Source organism: Flavicella sp. IMCC45668, assembly GCF_057219105.1.
Genome location: NZ_CM170114.1, coordinates 3681747 through 3703281, shown reverse-complemented (window position 1 = coordinate 3703281; position 21535 = coordinate 3681747). Strand labels below are relative to the sequence as shown.

The window sequence follows — 21535 nt, the reverse complement described above, 5'->3', positions numbered from 1 at the left end:
ATTCTTCTCACTTATGAATTAAGAGAGTTCCACCACCACGTATTATTTGTATTATTTATCATCTTGTAATATTGAGCAACAAATGTAACATTTTTTTTTAAATTATTAAACCTCTAAGTCAAAAATATAAAGCAAAAAAAGTCGGCTATAAAACCGACTTTTTTTATTCTAAGAAAATTACTTTCTCATTATTTTCACATTCATCTCCTCTACCTTTTTATCAGACAATGGAGAAGGACTTCCAAATAACAGATCTTCACTAGACCCTGTTTTAGGGAAAGCCATCACTTCTCTAATAGAAGCTTTCTTCTCTAAGATCATCATCAATCTATCAACACCCCAAGCGATCCCTCCATGTGGAGGCGCTCCATAATGAAACGCTTCATACATAGTTCCAACACTCTTCAGCATTCCTTCTTTATCGTACCCCATATTTTTATAGGTAGCTTCCAATATCTCTGGCTTATGTGCACGAACAGATCCTCCACCTATTTCGTATCCATTCAATATCAAATCGTATTGCTGTGCAATAATACTCCCTATCTCTTCCTCTTTACCATTCATATGCTTATCTAAATCATACATTGCTGGCATAGAGAATGGATTATGTGTAAAGGTCCAACGCCCTTCATCTGTTTTTTCAAACATTGGGAAATCTACAACCCATGCAGGTCTTAATTCTTTTGGATTGATCAACCTTAACATGGCACCTAATTCCTGACGAACGGCATCTAATGCTTTATTTGCTGTGTCATAATCCGCTGCTGAGAAAAATACAATATCTCCAACTTTAGCCTCAGTTGCTGAAATGATTCCAGAAGCAATTTCCTCGCCCAAGAATTTTATAATCGGTGATTGCAAATCATTTTCATTCACAATGATATAAGCCAAACCTCCTAAACCATGATCTTGAGCGATCGCAGTTAATTTTTCAATCTGACCTTTCGACATACGTTTAGAACCTTGCTCCTCTGCAGAAACTTTGATACATTTTACAATACCACCTTCTTCAATTGGTTTACTAAATACTTGGAAGGTTGTGTCTTTTACAATTTCAGTAATATCTTGCATCTGCAATCCAAAACGTAAATCAGGTCGATCACATCCATATTTATCCATTGCATCCTTATAGGTAATAACCTCAAAAGGCTTTAGAATCCACTTTTTACCATAGATTTTTCTAACAATTGTATTGAACATATCCGTATTCAATTCAATTATTTGCTGCATACTTGCATATGCCATTTCAATATCCAATTGCGTAAATTCTGGCTGACGATCTCCACGAGAATCTTCATCACGGAAACAACGTGCAATTTGGAAATATTTCTCAAAACCACCTACCATCAACATTTGTTTGAATTGCTGTGGCGCCTGCGGCAAGGTATAAAAAGAACCTGCTTGCTTTCTTGTTGGAACAATAAATTCTCTTGCTCCTTCATCTGTACCAGCTGTTAAAATAGGCGTTTCTATTTCTAAGAACTCTTGTTCATCCAAAATATCACGCATCAATTTTATCACTCTATGTCTATTTACAACAGCTCTTCTTACATCATCATTTCGATGATCTAAAAACTTGTATTCAAAACGAACTGCTTCATTAGAACGTGCTGCTCTTTTAATTTCAAACGGCAGAGTTCTTGACAAGTTTAATATTTCTAATTCAGATGTTTCTAATTCTATTTTTCCGGAACGCAAACCTGCATTAAAATCCTCTTCTTTTCTTCTAACAATTTTACCAGTTACTGTTATTACAGATTCAGGTTTTAATTTCACTAGCTCATCTAAATTTGGAAAAGTCTCTCTACTCAAACGAACTTGCATAATTTCATTACTTGAATCACGTAAATCAATAAACATCAATTCACCATGATCACGCACACTAGAAACCCAACCCGCAAGCGTAACTTCTTCACCAATTATCTCTTCAGACAATTCAGATGTTTTATGAGTTCTATATTCCTCTTTAATTACCAAAGGAATTTCAGGGAGTACTTCTTCTTCTTTTACTTTTCCTTCTTCTGAAACAACTGCTTTTCCTGTATTCGCTTCTTCAGCTACACTATTTACTTTTGTCTCTCCAGTACTTTGTACACCTTCTAATATTCCCTGACGGATTACTTTACCAGACGCACCTTTACCTATAATTGCAATTACTTTACCAACAAGAATACCAGCTTTCCCTTGATTCCCAGCCTTGATATCGTTGGCTACCGCCTCATTCTCAGCAATTACTTTTGCAATGGCAGCTTTAATTTGATCTTCAGAGATCGTATTATCTTTAAAATACTTTTTGTAGTCAAAACTCTCATCTGCCAACAATGATTTGATTCCATTTTGAACCAAAACAACAGTAACCTTGTTCTCTTTCAATAAAGTAAATATGTCTACCAAATCAGCTACATTGGCTATTTTAGTATACTCCTCTGGCTTGATATTATTTGATAATGTTTTTGCTACAAACGACGGATCATTTAAAACCGTATTAATTGCTACAAACACATCTGAACGTAATGAATCTGCCGTAAAGAATTTAGCATCTTGTGGCAACACACCGCCTTCAATCAAAATAGACTCAACAGCATAAGGTAATACATTTGCATCTACAGATATCCCATCAACAACGTCCTTTATAGAAACGAAAGGCAAATCAGGTTCAGAGATAAAACGGTAATCCGCCTCAAACTCTTTTTTACGCATTGTTTTAGTTTGCTTCAATTCCGCATCCCACAATACTGTAGTTTGTTCTGGGCGAAACTCTTTATGCTCTGTATAATAATTCAATTGCTTTTCAACCTCTTCTTTCAAAGAATCCACCATAAACTTAAATGAGTTTAAGTTTTTGATTTCTGTTCTAGGATTGAAATCATTGCTTCCTTTTTTTCTTAAGGAGACTGAAACATCAGATTTAAATTCTCCCTTCTCAAGATTTGCTTCTGATATCTTTAGATTTTGAACAATACGCTGTATATATTGTGCATAGGTAGATGCATCTTCTATATTACGCACACAAGGCTCTGTAACAATTTCTATCAAAGGCACACCTGCTTTATTGAAATCCACCAATGAGATCTTTTTCTCATGCATCAACTTAGCAGCATCTTCCTCTATATGCACTTGTGTCAACTCTACTGTAAACTGAGTCCCATCATTTCTATAACAAGAAACTTGACCATCTGGAATGACTGGATTATGAAATTGAGTTATTTGTATATTTTTGGGGTTATCAGGGTACTCGTAATGTTTACGATCCCAAGAGATAACCTCATTTGAAAAAGTTGAATTTACAGCTTTCCCAAAATAAACTGCCTTTGAAATTGCCTCCTTATTAACAGCCGGCAATACTCCCATTTGACCTGTACATACAGAGCAAATATTTTCATTTGGCGTTTCTATTTCTTGATTCGGACAAGAACAAAATAACTTCGTTTTGGTATTCAATCGAACATGTGTTTCTAATCCGATTACCAATTCTAAATCGTTGGCCTCAATAGCCGAGTTTAATTGCTCTAATTCCATTATAATGTATCTTTTAAGAAGTTAGCAAACTTCAATACTTGTTCTTCATTTCTTTTTGCTGCTGTAATTTGCAAGCCTGTAACAGTTCCCTGAGGCACTGTTAATGTTGGAAGCTGTCCCAAACTAAATCCTACGGTGTACTCATCTGATAAATACATTGCCAAAGGATCTTTTAAACTATCTCCAATTACAGGAGGTGCTCCCGGTGTTACAGGTGATAAAATAATATCTACTTCTTGAAAATCCTTCTCAAAGTTTTCTGAAATCTGATCTCTAAGAGCCAGTCCTTTCAAATAAATTGCATCAGAAAAACCTTGTGACAATACCTGATTCCCTCCAACAACTCTTCGTTTTGTTTCTTCTGAAAAATTCTCAGAACGCGTTATAGCATACGTATCTTTTAAGTTCTCACCCTCAATTCTGTTTCCATAATTTGTTCCGTCTAATCTAGAAAGATTTGAAGCAGTCTCAGCCATAGCCAAAGTATAATAGGTTGAAACTAAAGTATCGGATTTAAAGAAATCCAATTCTTTCACCTTGATTCCTTTTGCTTTTATTTTTTCAATAGCTGCTAAAAAATCAGATTTAACTGAAGTATCAATTGCTTCACTTTCTATAAAATTCTTGAAGTAACCTACCGTTTTTACTCCATCAATTGAAGAAATAACATTTTCAGATATTTCCTCTGACGCATAAGTAGTTTGATCTTTCCCATCCTTACCACTCATCACATTAAGGACTATTCTAATATCTTCAATAGACTTTGCAAGCGGACCAACACAATCTGTAGAAGATGCATATGCCATAATCCCATATCTTGAAATCCTACCGTAAGTTGGTTTCAAACCATAAATATTATTGTAACCAGCAGGCTGTCTAATAGAACCTCCTGTATCTCCTCCTATAGAGAATACTGTATAATCCTTTGCTACATTCACCGCAGATCCTCCACTAGAACCACCACCAACTAAGTTTGGATCTACTGCATTTTTAACAGCTCCAAAAACAGTGTTTTCAGAAGAAGAACCATGCCCAAAACTATCACAATTCTCTTTCACTAAAGGAATAGCTCCAGCATCTAGTAATTTCTGAATAGCCGTAGCCGTATACGCAGATTTGTATTTTTTCAGTAAGTCAGAACTTGCTGTGGTATAAGTCCCTTGAACCATATACACATCTTTAATTCCAAACGGAATTCCTTCTAACAATCCTATTTTTTCTCCATTAGATATCTTTGCATCTACTTTAGCCGCCGCCTTAAGCGCCGAATCTTCCAATAAAGAATTTACTGTATGATGCGTGTTTTGCTTTAATAAGTCTAATTTTTCTTGTACCAAAGCTGTACAAGTTATCTGTTTAGACACCAATTGTTGGTGTATATTTTTTATCTGAGACTCCATCTTAATCTTCAATAACTTTTGAAACAACTAAATAACCATCCTTTTCATTAGGAAAATTTTCTTTGATGATTTCTCTTTCAATTTCGCTACTTTTCACAACAACGTCCTCTCTTAAATCACTTACAGACACAGCATTATTATTGACATTATTAGCAGCATTATTATTAGTTGGATGTGCATTTCTTATCACATCAAACAATTGATTCACCGACTCGGACGGCTTTGCTCCTTTAATACTCGACAATATGTCGACTGTCATTATTTTACTCATGTCTTTTTATTTAGTTTATAAATCAAACTTTTAAGCTGGCAAAATTACGAAAGTTTTAGCGGAGTTGGAAGGTTATCTTTACGAAAATTACCTCCTCATAAATATGCTCCAAACATTCAAGCATACCTTTCGAAAATTAGAGTATTTTTGAAAAGATAAAACAACGATATCCATGTATCAAACTGCTTATGAAAAACAACTTTATGTTGTCGATTTGAAAATTAAAAAAACCAAACACGATTACAGATACACAACAAAAGATTTAATCGCTGCTATCACTGCAGTAATCTTTATTACGGTTATGGGGCCAAACATAAGCTCAAGACATGGCACAAAATCAATTATTGAAATTTTAAAAATTAGTTATTTACAGGGATGCATCTTATCATTCTGCACAGGTATCTTCATTATAGGTTTTGTAATCCTCGGCCTTAAAACTCAAAACAGAAAAAAACTAAAAAAACTTTATTTAGAAAAAAAGAGGATCATAAATCTTATGAATTCTGAAAAGAAAAACGTCTTATAACAAACTATAAAAGTCGCTATAAAACGTTTCATCCATAAAAATAAATAAACTATTTTTTACTTCAATGCTAGTTGGTATTGTAACACCGCCATTCCTTTAGCATCTTTTTGCTTCAAAGTAATTGCATCATAGATGGGCCTATACTGATAACCTAAAGTTATTTTATTTGAATGCTTCCCATTCAACATAAAATTCACTGCCAAATCATAGACGGTCATATTTTGCTCTAAGGCATCCCAATCAGAGTGCTGAATGGATATATTTGGCTGAATAATCATTTTTTGCCCCAATACTTTAGCCTCCTCAAAAGCGTAACCAAACTGCATATAAATAGAACCTCCTGTACCGATCATTGGAAATGCTACTCCAGCACCATTAAAATCATCTCCACCTCCACTTGTAACATTATTTGCCCCCATATTCCTAACATAATCTTTACCAAAACCATAATAGTAATATCCTAAATATGCGGTAATTGCGTCGTTATTAGAAAGAGGTAAATTCAAAAAAGAATCCACCGCCCAATGAATCATATCATAAAAAGTTGTGGTGATATCATTGGCGTCACCATCACTCATTGCTTTTTCTTGATATTGAAACCCTGCACCCACATTAAATACTTTTTTATTCTGCATATAGGTTCCTACTTGGTAGGCCGACTTATTTGATTCATGTTCAAAAAACTGATACTTTACATAGGACGAGGTTTTCAAACGAGGTCTATTATTTGCAAAATCAACAGCACCGCTTGGCGCATCAAGAATAACCTCAGGATTATTCAAAGTAAACCTATAATCAAACCTTCCCGCTTGACCTTTAAACCAAACTCCAAACTGACGACCTAAATCATCGTTTTTCTCAACGGTATTCAAGGTAAACAAAGGAGAATCTAATCCCATCAAAGAGCTACTTGAACGAATATTCCATCGATTCAATCCTTGCCATCCAGATTTACCAATACCAACTTCTAAGTATTTTGAAAACGAATACTCAGCATACAAATCTAAAATTCCAATTTTTAATTCCTTATTTTTTATATTGTAGTTGTTCCCTCCAATTATTGAGTACAAATAAATTTTTGGAGTAACCTGAGACGAAATCGGAATCCTCAACCTTCGAATCGAAACATCTGTGTAACTTACTGTTGGTTCGCCATTTATTTCAGACCCTTCATTTAAATCAGAATACCGCAACCAAATTTGTCCTGATAGATTCCACTTTATCACTGGCTTAAATGTTTCTTTTTTTTGGGCTGAAACAAACACAAAACTCAAAAAAAACAACATTACTACAAATCTCTGGAATCCATTTTTTATACTTCTCATAATCTCAAACTATTCTAAATTATTTGCCAAAATTAATTCGCACGTACTCATCAAAACATGACTTACATCACAAACTAACACAATTAATTGGCAGGGTACTTTTTCAAACGATTTCGTATTACAAAACTACCTTTTTTATCTTTTCCATGACAAAAACTGACCTCAAAATAAACCCTCTAATCCATTTTTTGTTTTTACTAGTTTAAATTCTTTACAAAAATCCACAACACTCAATTTAAGATGGTTTTTAAGCGATTTAAGACGATTTTGTAGTTATCAACAATTTTGAAACTTTTAAACATATCTCTTTTAAAAGTGCACTAATTCATTATATTTGTTTGGCTTGAAAAAGTTAGACAAAAAGATAATAAAATATAATATAGAAATATGAGCGAAGAAAATACAAATCAGTATTCTGCGGATAGCATCCAGGCCCTAGAGGGAATGGAGCATGTTAGAATGCGTCCTTCCATGTATATTGGAGATGTAGGTGTACGTGGTCTTCACCACTTGGTATATGAAGTAATTGACAACTCTATTGATGAAGCCTTAGCAGGTCACTGTAACAATATTGATGTTTATATTAACGAGGATAATTCTATTACCGTAAAAGATGATGGTCGTGGAATTCCAGTCGGACTTCATAAAAAAGAAGGAGTATCTGCACTTGAAGTTGTAATGACTAAAATTGGTGCTGGTGGAAAATTCGACAAAGACTCATATAAAGTATCTGGTGGACTGCACGGTGTTGGTGTATCTTGTGTGAATGCATTATCTGATCACCTAAAAGCTACAGTTTTTAGAGAAGGTAAAATTTGGGAACAAGAATACGAAAGAGGTAAAGCCTCATACCCTGTAAAGCAAATTGGAGACACAGACAAAAGGGGTACTGAAGTTACTTTTACACCAGACAAAACAATCTTCCAACAGACTACAGAATACAACTACGACACTCTGGCTGCCCGTCTAAGAGAATTAGCCTACCTGAATAAAGGTATCACCATCCATCTTACAGACAAGCGTCACCAAGACGACGAGGGAAATGACATCAAAGAAACTTTCCATAGTACAGAGGGACTTAGTGAATTTGTTGGGTACTTAGATAGTACAAGAGAACAACTTACCGCTGGAGTTATCTCAATGGAAGGAGAAAAGAATGGAATTCCTGTAGAAGTTGCTATGGTTTACAATACCTCATATGCAGAAAACTTACATTCTTATGTTAATAATATCAACACACATGAGGGAGGGACTCACTTATCAGGTTTCCGTAGAGGACTTACAGGTACCTTAAAAAAGTATGCTGACAACTCAGGATTATTAAAAAACTTAAAATTTGATATTGCTGGAGATGATTTCCGTGAGGGATTAACAGCTATTATTTCGGTTAAAGTAGCAGAACCTCAATTTGAAGGTCAAACCAAAACAAAACTAGGAAACAGAGAAGTTTCAGCTGCCGTATCACAAGCAGTTTCTGAAATGCTTACAGACTACCTAGAAGAAAACCCTAACGACGCTAAAACTATTATTCAAAAAGTAATTTTAGCCGCTCAAGCACGTCATGCCGCTCGAAAAGCAAGAGAGATGGTTCAGCGTAAAACAGTAATGTCTATTGGTGGCTTACCTGGAAAATTATCTGACTGCTCTGAAACTGACCCTGAAGCTTGTGAAATATTCTTGGTTGAGGGAGATTCTGCCGGTGGAACTGCTAAACAAGGACGTGATAGAAACTTTCAAGCAATTTTACCATTGCGTGGAAAGATCTTGAACGTTGAAAAAGCAATGGTTCACAAGGTTTTTGAAAATGAAGAAATCAAAAACATGTTTACCGCATTAGGAGTAACGATTGGTACAGAAGAAGATAGTAAAGCATTAAACTTAACAAAGCTTAGATACCATAAAGTGGTTATCATGTGTGATGCCGATGTTGATGGTAGTCATATTGCTACACTAATCTTAACTTTCTTCTTTAGATTTATGAGGGAAATGGTTGAACAAGGTTATGTATACATTGCAACACCGCCGTTATACCTTGTTAAAAAAGGACAAAAAAGAGAATACGCTTGGGATGATGACCAACGTGATTTGATTGTTCAAAAAATGGGAGGAAGCGCAACAATCCAAAGATATAAAGGTCTTGGAGAGATGAATGCAGAACAACTATGGGACACTACAATGAATCCTGAATTTAGAACATTAAGACAAGTAGTTATTGATAACGACGTGGAAGCAGACAGAGTTTTCTCTATGTTAATGGGAGATGAAGTTCCACCTCGTAGAGATTTTATTGAAAGAAACTCTAAATACGCTAATATTGACGCATAGGAGATAACTTCTATCAATTATATAAACGAACACAGTCATTTTTTGACTGTGTTTTTTTATACTTAAAACTGAAGAATCCAATTCTCAATTTCTTCACCGTACAAGATCAATTCAACTAAGTTCAATAGCGCGAAACAAATTTATAATTACTGACAAATATCATTGGAGACAAAAAAGACATAAAACCAATAAAAACGGTACATACAGAACTATTTCGATTTCGAAAAAACTCATAAATTCTATTCAAAAAATCAAGATTAATTCATCTTTAATTACTAAATTTACGACAGACGAAAGAATAGAATATTAATATTAAAACATAAAAAATGAAAGTTACTGTTGTTGGAGCAGGTGCGGTAGGTGCAAGTTGTGCTGAGTACATTGCTATTAAAAATTTTGCAAGTGAAGTAGTTATTGTAGATATTAAAGAAAATTACGCAGAAGGAAAAGCAATGGACCTTATGCAAACAGCCTCTTTAAATGGTTTTGATACAAAAATTACTGGTAGTACAAATGATTACGCGAAAACAGCAGGAAGCTCAATTGCTGTAATCACCAGTGGAATTCCTCGTAAACCAGGAATGACAAGAGAAGAATTGATTGGTATCAATGCGGGAATTGTTAAAACTGTTTCTGAAAACATCATCAAACATTCACCTAATGCCATTATCATCGTAGTTAGTAACCCAATGGATACGATGACATATTTAGCACACAAAGCTACCGGACTACCGAAAAACCAAATTATTGGAATGGGTGGTGCTTTAGATAGCGCCAGATTCAAATACAGACTAAGTGAAGCTTTAGAAGCCCCTGCATCTGATATTGATGGAATGGTTATTGGTGGTCATAGTGACACTGGAATGATTCCATTAACAAGACTGGCTACAAGAAATTCCGTTCCCGTTAGTGCGTTTATTTCTGAAGAGCGATTGGAAGAAGTAGCCAAAGCTACCATGGTAGGTGGAGCAACTTTAACAGGAATGCTAGGAACTTCTGCTTGGTACGCTCCAGGAGCCGCTGTATCCGCAATGGTTCAAGCGATTGCATGTGACACTAAAAAAATATTCCCTTGCTCAACATACCTTGAAGGTGAGTATGGTTTAAACGACCTTTGCATAGGTGTACCTGTAGTATTAGGAAAAAACGGAATCGAAAAAATAGTAGAAATTGAACTAAGTGATGCCGAAAAAGAAAAACTTGCAAACAGTGCAGCAGCAGTAAAAAAGACAAATTCTTTACTAGAAGTATAAAAACTTCTATTTTTCATAAAAAAAGGAGATTGATTTTCAATCTCCTTTTTTTATTCAAGAAAAACCAATCAAATCTTTTATTCTTTTTTCCTTATTGTAGTAATTAGCCTGTGCTTCTTTCAAACCAACCAACCTAAACCGCAACCTATCTCCTGGTTTTAACTGAGCAAGCAAAGGAATATCTGACTTGATTATATTAGCTACCCTAGGATATCCTCCTGTAGTTTGTGCGTCTGCCAACAATACAATTGGCACTCCTTCTGGAGGCAACTGAATTGTTCCATTCACAACACCCGACGAAAGCATTTCTCTAGCGTCTAAAGCAACTTTATTTCCATTTAAGCGATACCCCATACGGTTGCTACTATTCTCAATTCTAAATTCGTCTGTAAAAAAATTAGAATCCTTCCCGTACTTCATTGCATCAAATTCAGGCCCCGCTATAACTCGAATAGAAGTTACCGAATAGGTTTTTACATAATACTCTTTTGGTATTTTTATCAAACTTAAAGATTTTCTCAATCCAATTGGTATTCGATCGCCAGCACACAAAGCCCTACCTTTAGCACCTCCCAATTTAGCATAAACATATGTAGACCTACTTTTCAATTGTGGATCCACCTCAAAACCTCCGTTGACGGCTACGTAACACCTAAAACCATCAATCAACTTTCCAAAAGACAATATATCACCTTTAACAATTTGAATGGTTTCGTACCTACGAATCAAAACTCCATTTAATTTTGCTTCTAAATCAGCTCCTGTTATTCCAATTTCTGTTGCCTCAGAAAAAATGATCTTAGGTCCTGTCATGGCAATCTCCAAAACAGCCTCTTGATTTTTATTCCCCACCAAAAAATTCGCCATTCGATAAGAATCCATATCCATGACACCCGAAACGGGCATTCCAAATTCTTGAAAATATTTCCTTCCTGAATCTTGAATTAACGTGTGAAAACCAGGTTTTATAATCTCAATCATTTTGAATAGGCATTAAATTCTTCTAAAGAAATCTCCTTAAACCTAACATAATCCCCTTGCATCACAGGAAAAACTTTTTCACTCGACAAATCAAATAGCTGAAAAGGTGTTTTCCCTAACAACTGCCAACCACCCGGGCTATCTACAGAATAAACTCCAGTTTGACTCCCGGCAATTCCAACAGAACCTCTTTCTATCTGTATACGTGGCGACTTTTTTCTAGGACAAAACAAGCGAGGATCCATCCCCCCCAAATACAAGAACCCAGGTGTAAACCCTAGCATATAAACCAAATAATCTGTTGAAGTATGTAATCTTATGATCTCAGCTCTACTTAGACCAGTGTACTCTATCAAATACTCCATATCCAAAGCAAAGCCATCATGATAGCAAACTGGAATTTCAACTACCCTCGGCTGCAGTTCATCCATACCTGAATAACTCAAAGAATAAAGAACATTTTCAAGCTTTTCTCTAGTAATGAGTAAAAAATCGTATTGAATAGTTATGGTAGTATAAGCCGGTATAATTCCTATAATACCTTTTACATTTTGATGTTTCAGCGCTCTAACAAAACGTACTATTTCTATGTGGACACTTTCAGAAACTTGCTCTCCATATGTCAACAAAACAGCAGAATCTCCGAAATCTTTTAATAAAAAACTCATTAAAACTTCTTTACATCTATCCCTTCTAATTCAAACTTTGCACGAATTGACTTTACAAGATCTAATGCCCTTGGAGTATCTCCATGCACGCAAATACTTTTTCCTTCAACGTTTAAAGATACGTTCTCATTTGTCATCACTTCACCATGCGTAACGAATTTTAAACATCTCGTTGCAACATCACTTGAATTTTTAATTACAGCACCAGACTCCTTTCTTGAAACTAACTTCCCTTGATTTGTATACGCCCTATCAGCAAACAACTCTGCCACAAATTGCAACCCCATATCTTTAGACATTTTTTCCATCACAGAGCCAGCCATACCAAGCAAAATTAATCCCGTATCAAATTCCTTAATTACCTCAATAATCATTCTGGTCAACTCCATATCCTCTGCAGCTGCATTATACAGAGCACCATGTGGCTTTACATGGCGTAACACCCCTCCTCTAAGATTCGTCATCTGCAAAAGAACCCCTATTTGAAAACGAAGACATGCTTTCAATTCCTCCTCAGACAGATGCATATATTCTCTTCCGAAATTATCTAAATCTGGAAATGAGGGATGTGCCCCAATATTTACATCATGTTTTATCGCTAAATCAATTGCATTTTGTATCGTTAATGGATCTCCTCCATGCAATCCACAAGCAATATTACAAGAACTTATGTATGGAATAATAGCAGCATCATCTCCAACTTTTTTTTTAAAATATGACTCTCCTAAATCACAATTTAAATCTATAGAAAACTTCATTACAACTATTTAATATCCAAAACATAAGGCATCGCCATTTGAACTCCTTTTTTATCTTTTAGATTATTTAACTGTTGAAATAAAGTAAAATTCGACTCACCAACCCATTCTTTCAATAGATTTTCTTTTAGATTCATAAAAGGCATATTTCTAAAAGACTCTCTAATATCTTTTTCGTAATCTGGATAATTCTCAATTTCGTAAGCATCTATCTCAGCAATTGACGCCGCAGAAAGAATAGCGCGATCTAACCCACCAACAGCATCTATCAATCCATTTTTCTCAGCTTGCTTTCCTGACCACACTCTACCTTGAGCCAAAGCATGTACCTCATCATAGGTCATTCCTCTACCTTCCGCTACTTTAGCCACAAAGGTCTTATAAATATAGTCCACTCCTTCTTTGGTAACTTCATAAAATTCTGAATCCATCTTGGAGAAAGGACTATAATTTGGACTTTTATTTGTACTTACTCGCTCTGAATGAATTCCAATACTTGAGGTAAACTCACTCGCATTTGGCATTATCCCAAAAACACCTATAGAACCCGTAATCGTTGTTGATTCAGCAAATATCCTATCAGCGTTACAAGAAATATAATATCCACCTGATGCAGCATAATTCCCCATAGAAACTACCAAAGGTTTCTTTTCCTTAGCTTTTTCTAAAGCCCTCCAGATAAGATCAGAAGCCAAGGCACTTCCTCCTGGAGAATTCACTCTCAAAACAATTGCCTTTACCGACTCTTTTTTAGCAGCTCTATTTATGGCTTTCACCATCATTTGTTGCCCTATTTTCTCTTCATCTCCTTGTCCATAAATAATATCTCCTTGCGCATAAATAACAGCAATTTTTGCTCCTTTATCCACCTCCTCAAAATCAAAAACGACATTAGATTGAATATAATCCATTAAACTAGTGGATTGGTATTTTTCCAAACCGAGCTGATTTCTAAGTCTATCTTTGTATTCATCTTGATAAACAACTCCATCAACTAATGAATTCTCTTTAGATAAGACTGCTGTACGACCTAAAAGTCCATCTGCTATTTGATTTATTTCATCAACCGAAATATCCCTTGAAATTGAAATAGCATCAACCATATCAAACCAAAGTGAATTCAATAATCCTTTCATCTGGGTCTTATTTGACTCACTCATTTTATTAGCTATAAAGGGCTCCACGGCACTTTTATATTTCCCATGACGAATCACTTCCATTTTTACTCCATACTTGTCCTGAAAATCTTTAAAAAAAAGTAATTCCGCCGAAAGTCCTTTTAAATCAACCTGGCCAACCGGACTTACAAATACAGAATCTGCTACAGAACTAAAAAAATACTCCTTCTGCCCATAGGTATCGGCGTAAGCAAAAACAGGTTTTCCTGATAATTTAAATTCACCAACAGCCTTTCTTAGGGCACTTAACTGAGAAACACCACCATTTAGCGCTCCTTCAATACTAATGGCTTTAATTCTATTATCTGTTTTGGCTCTTTCAATTGCAGAAATAATTTCATTCAAGCCTAGTTGTTGAGGAGGTAATCCTAATAATTGAGAAAACGGATCAGCTTCAACTGGAGCATAATCTTTGATTGGAACATTTAATTGAAGCTTTAGTACACTTTCATTTTTAACTTCGTAAGTATCATCACTACCTACTACAACACCAATAACAACAACAATTACAATCAACCAAAAGAAAGCTAAAAGCACTCCAATAGCAGAAGAAATTATATTTTTCAGAAAATTCATTTTGTATTTTTTTAAAACAAATATAAACTATTCTAAATTCTTTCGTTTCTTTGTATCAGTAAAATATAGATCACTTCTACCCTACAGCTTTATAATCTATTCAATAATTGAAAAAAAATTATGAGCAAATTTCACACTTCTTACCTATCGTTAGGAAGCAACCTAAGTAACAAACATCTGAACCTAAAAAATGCGGTAAGTGCTATTAATAACACGATCGCAAAAGTTACCGACATTTCAGAAATATACGAAACCCCTTCATGGGGATTTGAGGGTGAGAATTTTTATAATATCTGCATCAAGATCACAACCTCTTTGACTCCTGAAGTATTGTTAACGCAACTTTTAGCCCTAGAAAAAAAACTTGGTAGAAAAGAAAAGCAAGGTCTAAAATATGAAGATAGGCCTATCGATATCGATATCCTGTTGTATGAACAAAAAAAAATAGATACAGCGTTTCTACAAATACCTCACCCTAGGGCTTTGGACAGAAATTTTGTACTTGTGCCTTTATTGGATATTTACAACGAAGAACACTTTCCTTTCACAAAAGATTCTTTGAATAAAAACATTGATAATTGCACAGATGAAAGTCCTATTACGAAGACAGGTTTACAACTAGATCTCACAACTGTTTGAGAATAAAAAAAGCCTGATATAATAAAGCCTTATGAAACTCGTTTTATTTTAACGGTTTCATATTACCAATAAAAATAAATAATTATTTTTGTTAAAAATTTCTAAAAAAACAACCTAATATAATTAAGCATGTCTCTAAGAAAAAAAACCTTACTACTATTGGTTTTCACTTGCATAAGTAATTTCACTTTTGCTCAAAAAGAAAAAGAAGACTCTCACACAAAAGAAAGAGCAAAAGAAGCCAAAGACACCTACAATACATGGTCTTTAGGTCTTGGTTTAAGTAGTCTTAAAACTTCTGGGGATTTAAGCTCTTATGGAGATAACGGAAGTACAAATTTAGGTTTCTACATTTACGGAGATAAAATGTTCAATCCAATTTTAGGTATGGAGCTTAAACTTGACTATAGCAGTCTAGGTGCAGCAGGTAAAGGTTTCACTGGAACACACTCCATCCAAGGAATTGATGAGTCTATATATGGGAATCAACTATTAACAATGGATGGTTCTAGATTCGGTTTTGAAATAAACGGTATCCTTAACTTTAACAATCTTTGGAAATTAAATAGCAAGCACTGGAGTTGGTCTTTGGTTGCTGGACTTGGTACTAACTATTACTCTACTAAATTATATGACGAATCAAACACAGAAATATTATCATATGATGATTCTAGCTCGTTGTTTTTTGATGCTGGTCTAGATTTAAAATATAGAATCAACAAAAGATTTGACATCGCGTTGAGACCAAGCATGAACTTAGTTTATGCTGATAATTTTGATGCTGCTGTCTCTTCTAAAAACAACTATGAGACTTATCTATCAACTCACCTTGGAGTTGTTTACAAATTTGGAAAAGAGAAAAGACATGCTATCTGGGCGAACAATGAAGATATTGGAGACGAAAGATTCCAAGTTGTAGATACTGATGAAGATGGGGTTATTGATGAAGTGGATAAGGAACCAGATACTCCGAGTGAAGCAATGGTATACGGAAGTGGTATTTCTATCGATAGCGATATGGATGGTGTGCCTGACCACCTAGACAAATGTCCTTTCTTAAAAGGTATTGAAGCTAATGACGGTTGTCCGGAAGATAGAGACGGTGATGGAGTCTATGATTTTGATGATGTTTGTCCAGATGTAAAAGGAGTAGCGGATAACTTAGGATGTCCTCGTGAAAATTCAGCTGATGATATCACAAATAGAATATTTTTACTCGCAAAAAGCATCTACTTTAAAACCAATAGCGATCAAATTATTGGAGATTCATATACAATACTGAATGAGATTGCAAACATTATGATGCAATACCCAAATACCCAGTTTGCAATTGACGGTCATTCTGACAACACTGGTGAGGCTAGTTACAATCTATATCTTTCTAAGAAAAGAGCTAGTAGTGTTCAAAAATACCTTACTGAAAAGGGAGTAAACGAGTCTAGATTATATGCTGATGGATTTGGAATAGAGCAACCGGCTCATAGTAATAAAACCTCTGACGGAAGAAAAAGAAACCGACGAGTTGAAATTAATTACATCCAACCAGACTCTGAAAGAGGAAAAGAAATCTATGAAGAAGGAATCAACCCAACTGAATCTTTAAATGTTATTCAACCAAATATTGCTGGTGACTTTCAAGACTCAGACGGAGACGGTGTTGCAGACATCTTAGACCAAGAACTAAACACACCGATGGGTGCAATGGTTTATGGTAACGGAATCGCTATTGACACAGACAAAGACGGAATTCCTGATTATATGGATGAGTGTCCGCTTATATTCGGACCTGAAGATAATAATGGTTGTCCAACTGACTACACAGGTCTTGAATCAAATGAAGCTGGAGAATTCACGATCAAAGACACTGATCAAGATGGTGTAATGGACGCTTTAGACATAGACAACAACACTCCTTTGGGTGCTAAAGTTTATGGAAATGGAGTGGCAATTGACACTGACAACGATGGAATTATTGATCTATACGACAACTGTCCTTTAAAACAAGGAACACAAGAGAATGAAGGTTGCCCTGAAAATATTGCTGTTGCCTCTAATGCAGGAAAAATCAGCATTAATGATTCTGATGGTGATGGAGTTATTGATTCTTTAGACAAAGAGCCAAATACACCAATGGACGCAAGAGTTTACGGAAATGGTGTTGCAGTTGATACTGATGGAGACACGATACCTGACTATAAAGATACTTGTCCGTTAAAGTATGGTACTGCAGAAAATGAAGGATGTCCTTTACCTCCAGATAGCGATGGTGATGGAGTCCCTAATGAATTTGACAAGGAACCAAATACACCTTTTGGAGTTAAAGTATACGGTAACGGAGTTGCTATGGATACAGACAATGACGGAACACCAGACCATGAAGATGCTTGTCCTTTAAAACCAGGATCTATTGTGGATGCAGGTTGTCCAAAAATCACTGAAAACGTTTCTAGCAACGGAGCAACAATTGAATTAACTGATACGGACATGGATGGTGTAATGGATCAATTTGATGCTGAACCAAACACACCACAAGGTGCAAAAGTTTACGGAAATGGAGTTGCGGTTGACTCTGATAACGATGGAATCCCAGATCATGAAGATAATTGTCCAAATATCTCAGGAACTGCAGACTTAAATGGATGTGCCCCTGAAGAGAAAAAGTCAAACATCAATTTAGGAGCTGGAATTGCAGTTAACGGTGCTAATTCAAACCAACCAACTGTAGAGATGAAAGATTCTGACAAAGATGGTGTAATGGATCAATTTGATGCAGAACCAAACACACCACGTGGTGCCAAAGTTTACGGTAATGGAGTTGCAATTGATACGGATGGAGATGGAATACCTGATCATGACGACAAGTGTCCTTTGACAAACGGAACAAAAGACCTAGAAGGTTGTAAGGAAACAGAATCAAAAGCTGCTATTGTTACGCCTCAACAACTCGAATTAAAAGACACTGATAAAGACGGAGTAATTGATCAATTCGATAAAGACCCTAACACTCCAGCTGGTGCTTTAGTTTATGGAAATGGGATTCCTATTGATAGTGATAGGGATGGATTACCTGATTACAAAGACAAATGTCCGTTAAAAGCAGGACCTGTTGAAAACGAAGGTTGCCCTAAAACAGCGAAAGAATTTGACTGGGCTGATGATGATGGAGATGGTGTTGTAAATGAGTTTGACAAAGAGCCAAACACTCCAGAAAATGCAAGAGTTTATGGAAATGGAGTTGCTGTTGACTCAGATTATGATGATGTACCAGATCATATAGATGACTGTCCATTCAAAGCAGGCTCTGTTGAAAACAAAGGTTGTCCAGAAATTGAAGGAGCTGTAGAGGCAAATATTCAAGACACTGATAAAGATGGTGTAATTGATTTATATGACGAAGAACCAGACACTCCTTATGGTGTGAAAGTTTACTCTAATGGTGTTTCTTTAGATTCTGATAAAGATGAAGTTCCTGATTACAAAGACAGATGTCCGAAAATAAAAGGACTTGCAGAAAACGAAGGATGCCCAGCAACAGAAGACCTAGATGGAGATGGTGTTGCAGATGCAGATGACTTATGTCCAGATGTACCAGGTACTGCAGAGAACAAAGGATGTCCAAACAAGAACTTTGATAAAAGTGTGTACTTAAAAATCGAAGCATTATCTCAAAAAATTAAATTTGAGAGAACTAAAAACACCCTTTCAAACGAAACGATGGATATTTTAGATGATATTTTAAAAATCATGCAAGAATACCCTGCAACAAAATTTGAAATAGCTTCTCATACTGATGACAAACACAATGAAAAGTATAGTCTGTTTTTATCTAAACGTAGAGCAAATGCTATTTTAAAATATTTGGTTGATGGTGGCATCAATGAAGATCGATTGACTTCAGAGGGGTATGGAGATACACAACCTAAATACTCAAACTCAGGAGATATTGCTACGAGTGAATTAAACAATAGAATTGAATTTAATTTTCAGAATTAATTTCATTCAACATCATAAAAAAAGGGTCGATTAATATCGACCCTTTTTTTTATAATAAATGCATTTACTATTTTTTCTTCAACTCTAATTTCTCTTCAAAATAATCACAGAAGTCACGCATTGTTGCTCCCATTTTTTCGTCATTCGTAGCTCTTTCAAAAGTATGACTCATAGACACCAATGTTTGATGAAAAAATTGTTTCATTTCATCAACCGGCATGTCCTTTGTCCAAAGATCAATACGCAAGGTATCCTTTTTAATAGGATCCCAAATTGACATCATAATTGCCTTAGACTCTTCAGCAGTTACTCCTCCATCTTCTGCATTCCAATTTATTTTTTCGGGAACTTTATTTTCATCAAGTCCTATTTCAAATTCTATTTTTGATTTATGTACAACAGCCATAATTTTCTAATTTATTTTAACGTCGCAAATATACATCAAAAGAATAAGAACCCTAAACAGTTTAATTAGTTCAAATTCCGAATTGATCACAGAAACAAAATTCAATTTAAAAATCTTACTTCATCGGAAATAATTATATTTGCCATTATCAAAAAACGGTTTATGACAGCAAAAGAAATAAGTAAAGGAATCATCTTTAAATATGGACTTTTACTTGGATTAGTCTCTATAGCAATGAGTGTAGTGCTTTATTCTCAAAATAAACATTTAGAACAAAACCAAACGGTAGGAATTATTAGCATTTTATTTATTTTAATTGCAATAATTTTAGGAATAAAAACTTTTGCCAAAACTCAAACAATGAGCTTCGGAGAAGGTCTTAAAATAGGAATTGGAATTGCAGTGGTTGGAGCGTTAATGATAACCGCCTATAATTATATATTTACAACTTATATAGAACCAGACTTTATTAATCAACTAGGAGAAGTCCAAAGAGAGGCTATGGAGAATTCTAGTGATTTAACAAAAGAGCAAATTGATGCTAGAATTGAAAAACTCCAAGAAGGAGCTAACTCATTTATCACACCTGCAATTGGTATTGTATTTACTGCTTTTCTTGGATTTGTTTTCTCTGCAATCACCACTGTTGTTTTTATAAAAATTAACGAATCCAAACAAGTTTCCTAAATGCAAATTTCATTAGTTATCCCGCTTCTAAATGAAGAAGAATCTTTAAGAGAATTACACGACTGGATTGTAAGCGTAATGCAAGAAAATGACTTCAGTTATGAAATTTTATTTATCGATGATGGAAGTACGGACAACTCTTGGAAGCTTATTGAAACACTTCAAAAAGAAAACCCACATGTACAGGGACTTCGTTTTTCTAAAAACTTTGGAAAATCTCAAGCACTGAATGCTGGATTCAAAAAAGTAAACGGTGATGTGATAATCACTATGGATGCCGACCTACAAGACGCTCCAGACGAAATTCCGGCTCTTTATAAAAAGATCACTTCAGGAAATTATGATCTTGTTAGTGGATGGAAGAAAAAAAGATATGATTCTAAAATAAAGAAAAATCTTCCTTCCAAATTATTTAATTGGGCAGCTAGAAAAACGTCAGGTATTCAGCTTAATGATTTTAATTGTGGATTGAAGGCCTACAACAAAAAGGTTGTAAAATCTATTGATGTGCAGGGTGAAATGCATCGATATATTCCTGTTCTTGCAAAGAATGCAGGTTTCATTAAAATCGGGGAACAAGTTGTAAAACACCAAGCGAGAAAATACGGAGAGACTAAATTTGGAATGGAACGCTTTGTTAATGGATTTTTAGATCTGTTAACAATTTGGTTTGTAAGTAAATTTGGAAAGAGACCCATGCATTTGTTTGGTCTTTTAGGTACTTTTATGTTTGTTATTGGTTTTATCGCAGCATTTTATATCGGTTGTAGTAAATTATTAAGTGTGTTTGTATACAACCAACCTTCACCATTGGTTACGGATAGTCCATGGTTTTATATCTCACTAGCCACAATGATATTAGGAACGCAACTTTTCCTGGCAGGATTTATTGGAGAACTAATTTTAAGGTCGAAAAAAAATATAGCGAATTATCAAATTTCTGAAGAAATATAAAAGAAACCGTTTTAGTAACTTTAAACAGTTAATAACAATCAATTTGGATAAAAAATTAAATTTGTAAAAAAATATA

16 protein-coding genes are annotated in these 21535 nt (G+C 35.0%); 7 read left to right on the top strand and 9 right to left on the bottom strand.

Translation table 11 applies throughout. The features are described from left to right. Positions 1 to 177: 177 nt before the first annotated feature. Genes gatB/aspS through AC2DZ0_RS15085 form a run of 3 tightly spaced genes read right to left on the bottom strand, consistent with a single transcriptional unit; the run spans position 178 to position 5190 of the window. On the bottom strand, positions 178 to 3519 hold the full coding sequence (gatB/aspS, locus tag AC2DZ0_RS15095) for a bifunctional amidotransferase subunit GatB/aspartate--tRNA ligase AspS (RefSeq protein WP_484642786.1): 3342 nt from the start codon (positions 3517 to 3519) through the stop codon (positions 178 to 180). After that, positions 3519 to 4919 (bottom strand): amidase family protein, encoded by a 1401-nt coding sequence (locus tag AC2DZ0_RS15090; protein WP_484642785.1) that lies wholly within the window; start codon positions 4917 to 4919, stop codon positions 3519 to 3521. Before AC2DZ0_RS15090 ends, gatB/aspS begins: the two co-directional genes overlap by 1 nt. Before the next feature lies 1 nt (position 4920). Next, the gene (locus tag AC2DZ0_RS15085; protein WP_484490891.1) at positions 4921 to 5190 is read right to left on the bottom strand and encodes a hypothetical protein; all 270 of its coding nucleotides are present in this window, start codon (positions 5188 to 5190) and stop codon (positions 4921 to 4923) included. 172 nt (positions 5191 to 5362) lie between these two features. Here AC2DZ0_RS15085 and AC2DZ0_RS15080 point away from each other — a divergent pair, with 172 nt between their 5' ends. Then, positions 5363 to 5716: a hypothetical protein gene (locus tag AC2DZ0_RS15080; RefSeq protein ID WP_484642784.1), complete on the top strand. Its 354-nt coding sequence runs from the start codon at positions 5363 to 5365 to the stop codon at positions 5714 to 5716. A 56-nt stretch (positions 5717 to 5772) separates the two neighbouring features. Here AC2DZ0_RS15080 and AC2DZ0_RS15075 read toward each other — a convergent pair whose 3' ends face one another. Further along, entirely contained in the window at positions 5773 to 7041 is a 1269-nt protein-coding gene (locus tag AC2DZ0_RS15075) for a porin (protein ID WP_484642782.1), read from the bottom strand. A gap of 387 nt (positions 7042 to 7428) precedes the next feature. Here AC2DZ0_RS15075 and gyrB point away from each other — a divergent pair, with 387 nt between their 5' ends. Both gyrB and mdh read left to right on the top strand, forming a co-directional pair. Next, complete coding sequence (gene gyrB / locus AC2DZ0_RS15070; protein WP_484642780.1) at positions 7429 to 9366, top strand: DNA topoisomerase (ATP-hydrolyzing) subunit B; 1938 nt, start codon at positions 7429 to 7431, stop codon at positions 9364 to 9366. Between the two features lie 326 nt (positions 9367 to 9692). Next, the gene (gene mdh / locus AC2DZ0_RS15065; RefSeq protein WP_484642778.1) at positions 9693 to 10619 is read left to right on the top strand and encodes a malate dehydrogenase; all 927 of its coding nucleotides are present in this window, start codon (positions 9693 to 9695) and stop codon (positions 10617 to 10619) included. A gap of 54 nt (positions 10620 to 10673) precedes the next feature. Here the strand turns inward: mdh and AC2DZ0_RS15060 are convergent, their stop codons facing one another. From AC2DZ0_RS15060 to sppA, 4 genes are read right to left on the bottom strand one after another with little or no spacing between them, the layout of a single operon-like run. Next, entirely contained in the window at positions 10674 to 11600 is a 927-nt protein-coding gene (locus tag AC2DZ0_RS15060) for a 5-oxoprolinase subunit C family protein (protein ID WP_484642776.1), read from the bottom strand. Continuing rightward, positions 11597 to 12268 carry a 5-oxoprolinase subunit PxpB gene (gene pxpB, locus AC2DZ0_RS15055; RefSeq protein WP_484642774.1) on the bottom strand — a complete coding sequence of 224 codons (672 nt, stop codon included), beginning with the start codon at positions 12266 to 12268 and terminating at the stop codon, positions 11597 to 11599. The genes AC2DZ0_RS15060 and pxpB overlap by 4 nt, the downstream gene beginning before the upstream one ends. Continuing rightward, on the bottom strand, positions 12268 to 13026 hold the full coding sequence (locus tag AC2DZ0_RS15050; protein WP_484642773.1) for a 5-oxoprolinase subunit PxpA: 759 nt from the start codon (positions 13024 to 13026) through the stop codon (positions 12268 to 12270). The genes pxpB and AC2DZ0_RS15050 overlap by 1 nt, the downstream gene beginning before the upstream one ends. 5 nt (positions 13027 to 13031) lie before the next feature. Further along, positions 13032 to 14780, bottom strand: a complete 1749-nt coding sequence (gene sppA, locus AC2DZ0_RS15045) for a signal peptide peptidase SppA (RefSeq protein WP_484642771.1) — start codon at positions 14778 to 14780, stop codon at positions 13032 to 13034. 120 nt (positions 14781 to 14900) lie between these two features. Here sppA and folK point away from each other — a divergent pair, with 120 nt between their 5' ends. Together folK and AC2DZ0_RS15035 are read left to right on the top strand one after the other, a co-directional pair. After that, positions 14901 to 15419 (top strand): 2-amino-4-hydroxy-6-hydroxymethyldihydropteridine diphosphokinase, encoded by a 519-nt coding sequence (folK, locus tag AC2DZ0_RS15040; protein WP_484642770.1) that lies wholly within the window; start codon positions 14901 to 14903, stop codon positions 15417 to 15419. A gap of 129 nt (positions 15420 to 15548) precedes the next feature. Then, complete coding sequence (locus AC2DZ0_RS15035; protein ID WP_484642769.1) at positions 15549 to 19412, top strand: OmpA family protein; 3864 nt, start codon at positions 15549 to 15551, stop codon at positions 19410 to 19412. 67 nt (positions 19413 to 19479) lie between these two features. Here AC2DZ0_RS15035 and gldC read toward each other — a convergent pair whose 3' ends face one another. After that, positions 19480 to 19818 (bottom strand): gliding motility protein GldC, encoded by a 339-nt coding sequence (gene gldC / locus AC2DZ0_RS15030; RefSeq protein WP_300322294.1) that lies wholly within the window; start codon positions 19816 to 19818, stop codon positions 19480 to 19482. Between the two features lie 162 nt (positions 19819 to 19980). Here gldC and AC2DZ0_RS15025 point away from each other — a divergent pair, with 162 nt between their 5' ends. Next, positions 19981 to 20505, top strand: a complete 525-nt coding sequence (locus tag AC2DZ0_RS15025; protein ID WP_484642767.1) for a DUF4199 domain-containing protein — start codon at positions 19981 to 19983, stop codon at positions 20503 to 20505. Next, positions 20506 to 21459, top strand: a complete 954-nt coding sequence (locus tag AC2DZ0_RS15020; protein WP_484642765.1) for a glycosyltransferase family 2 protein — start codon at positions 20506 to 20508, stop codon at positions 21457 to 21459. It abuts the gene before it with no gap. The last annotated feature ends 76 nt before the right edge of the window (positions 21460 to 21535 follow it).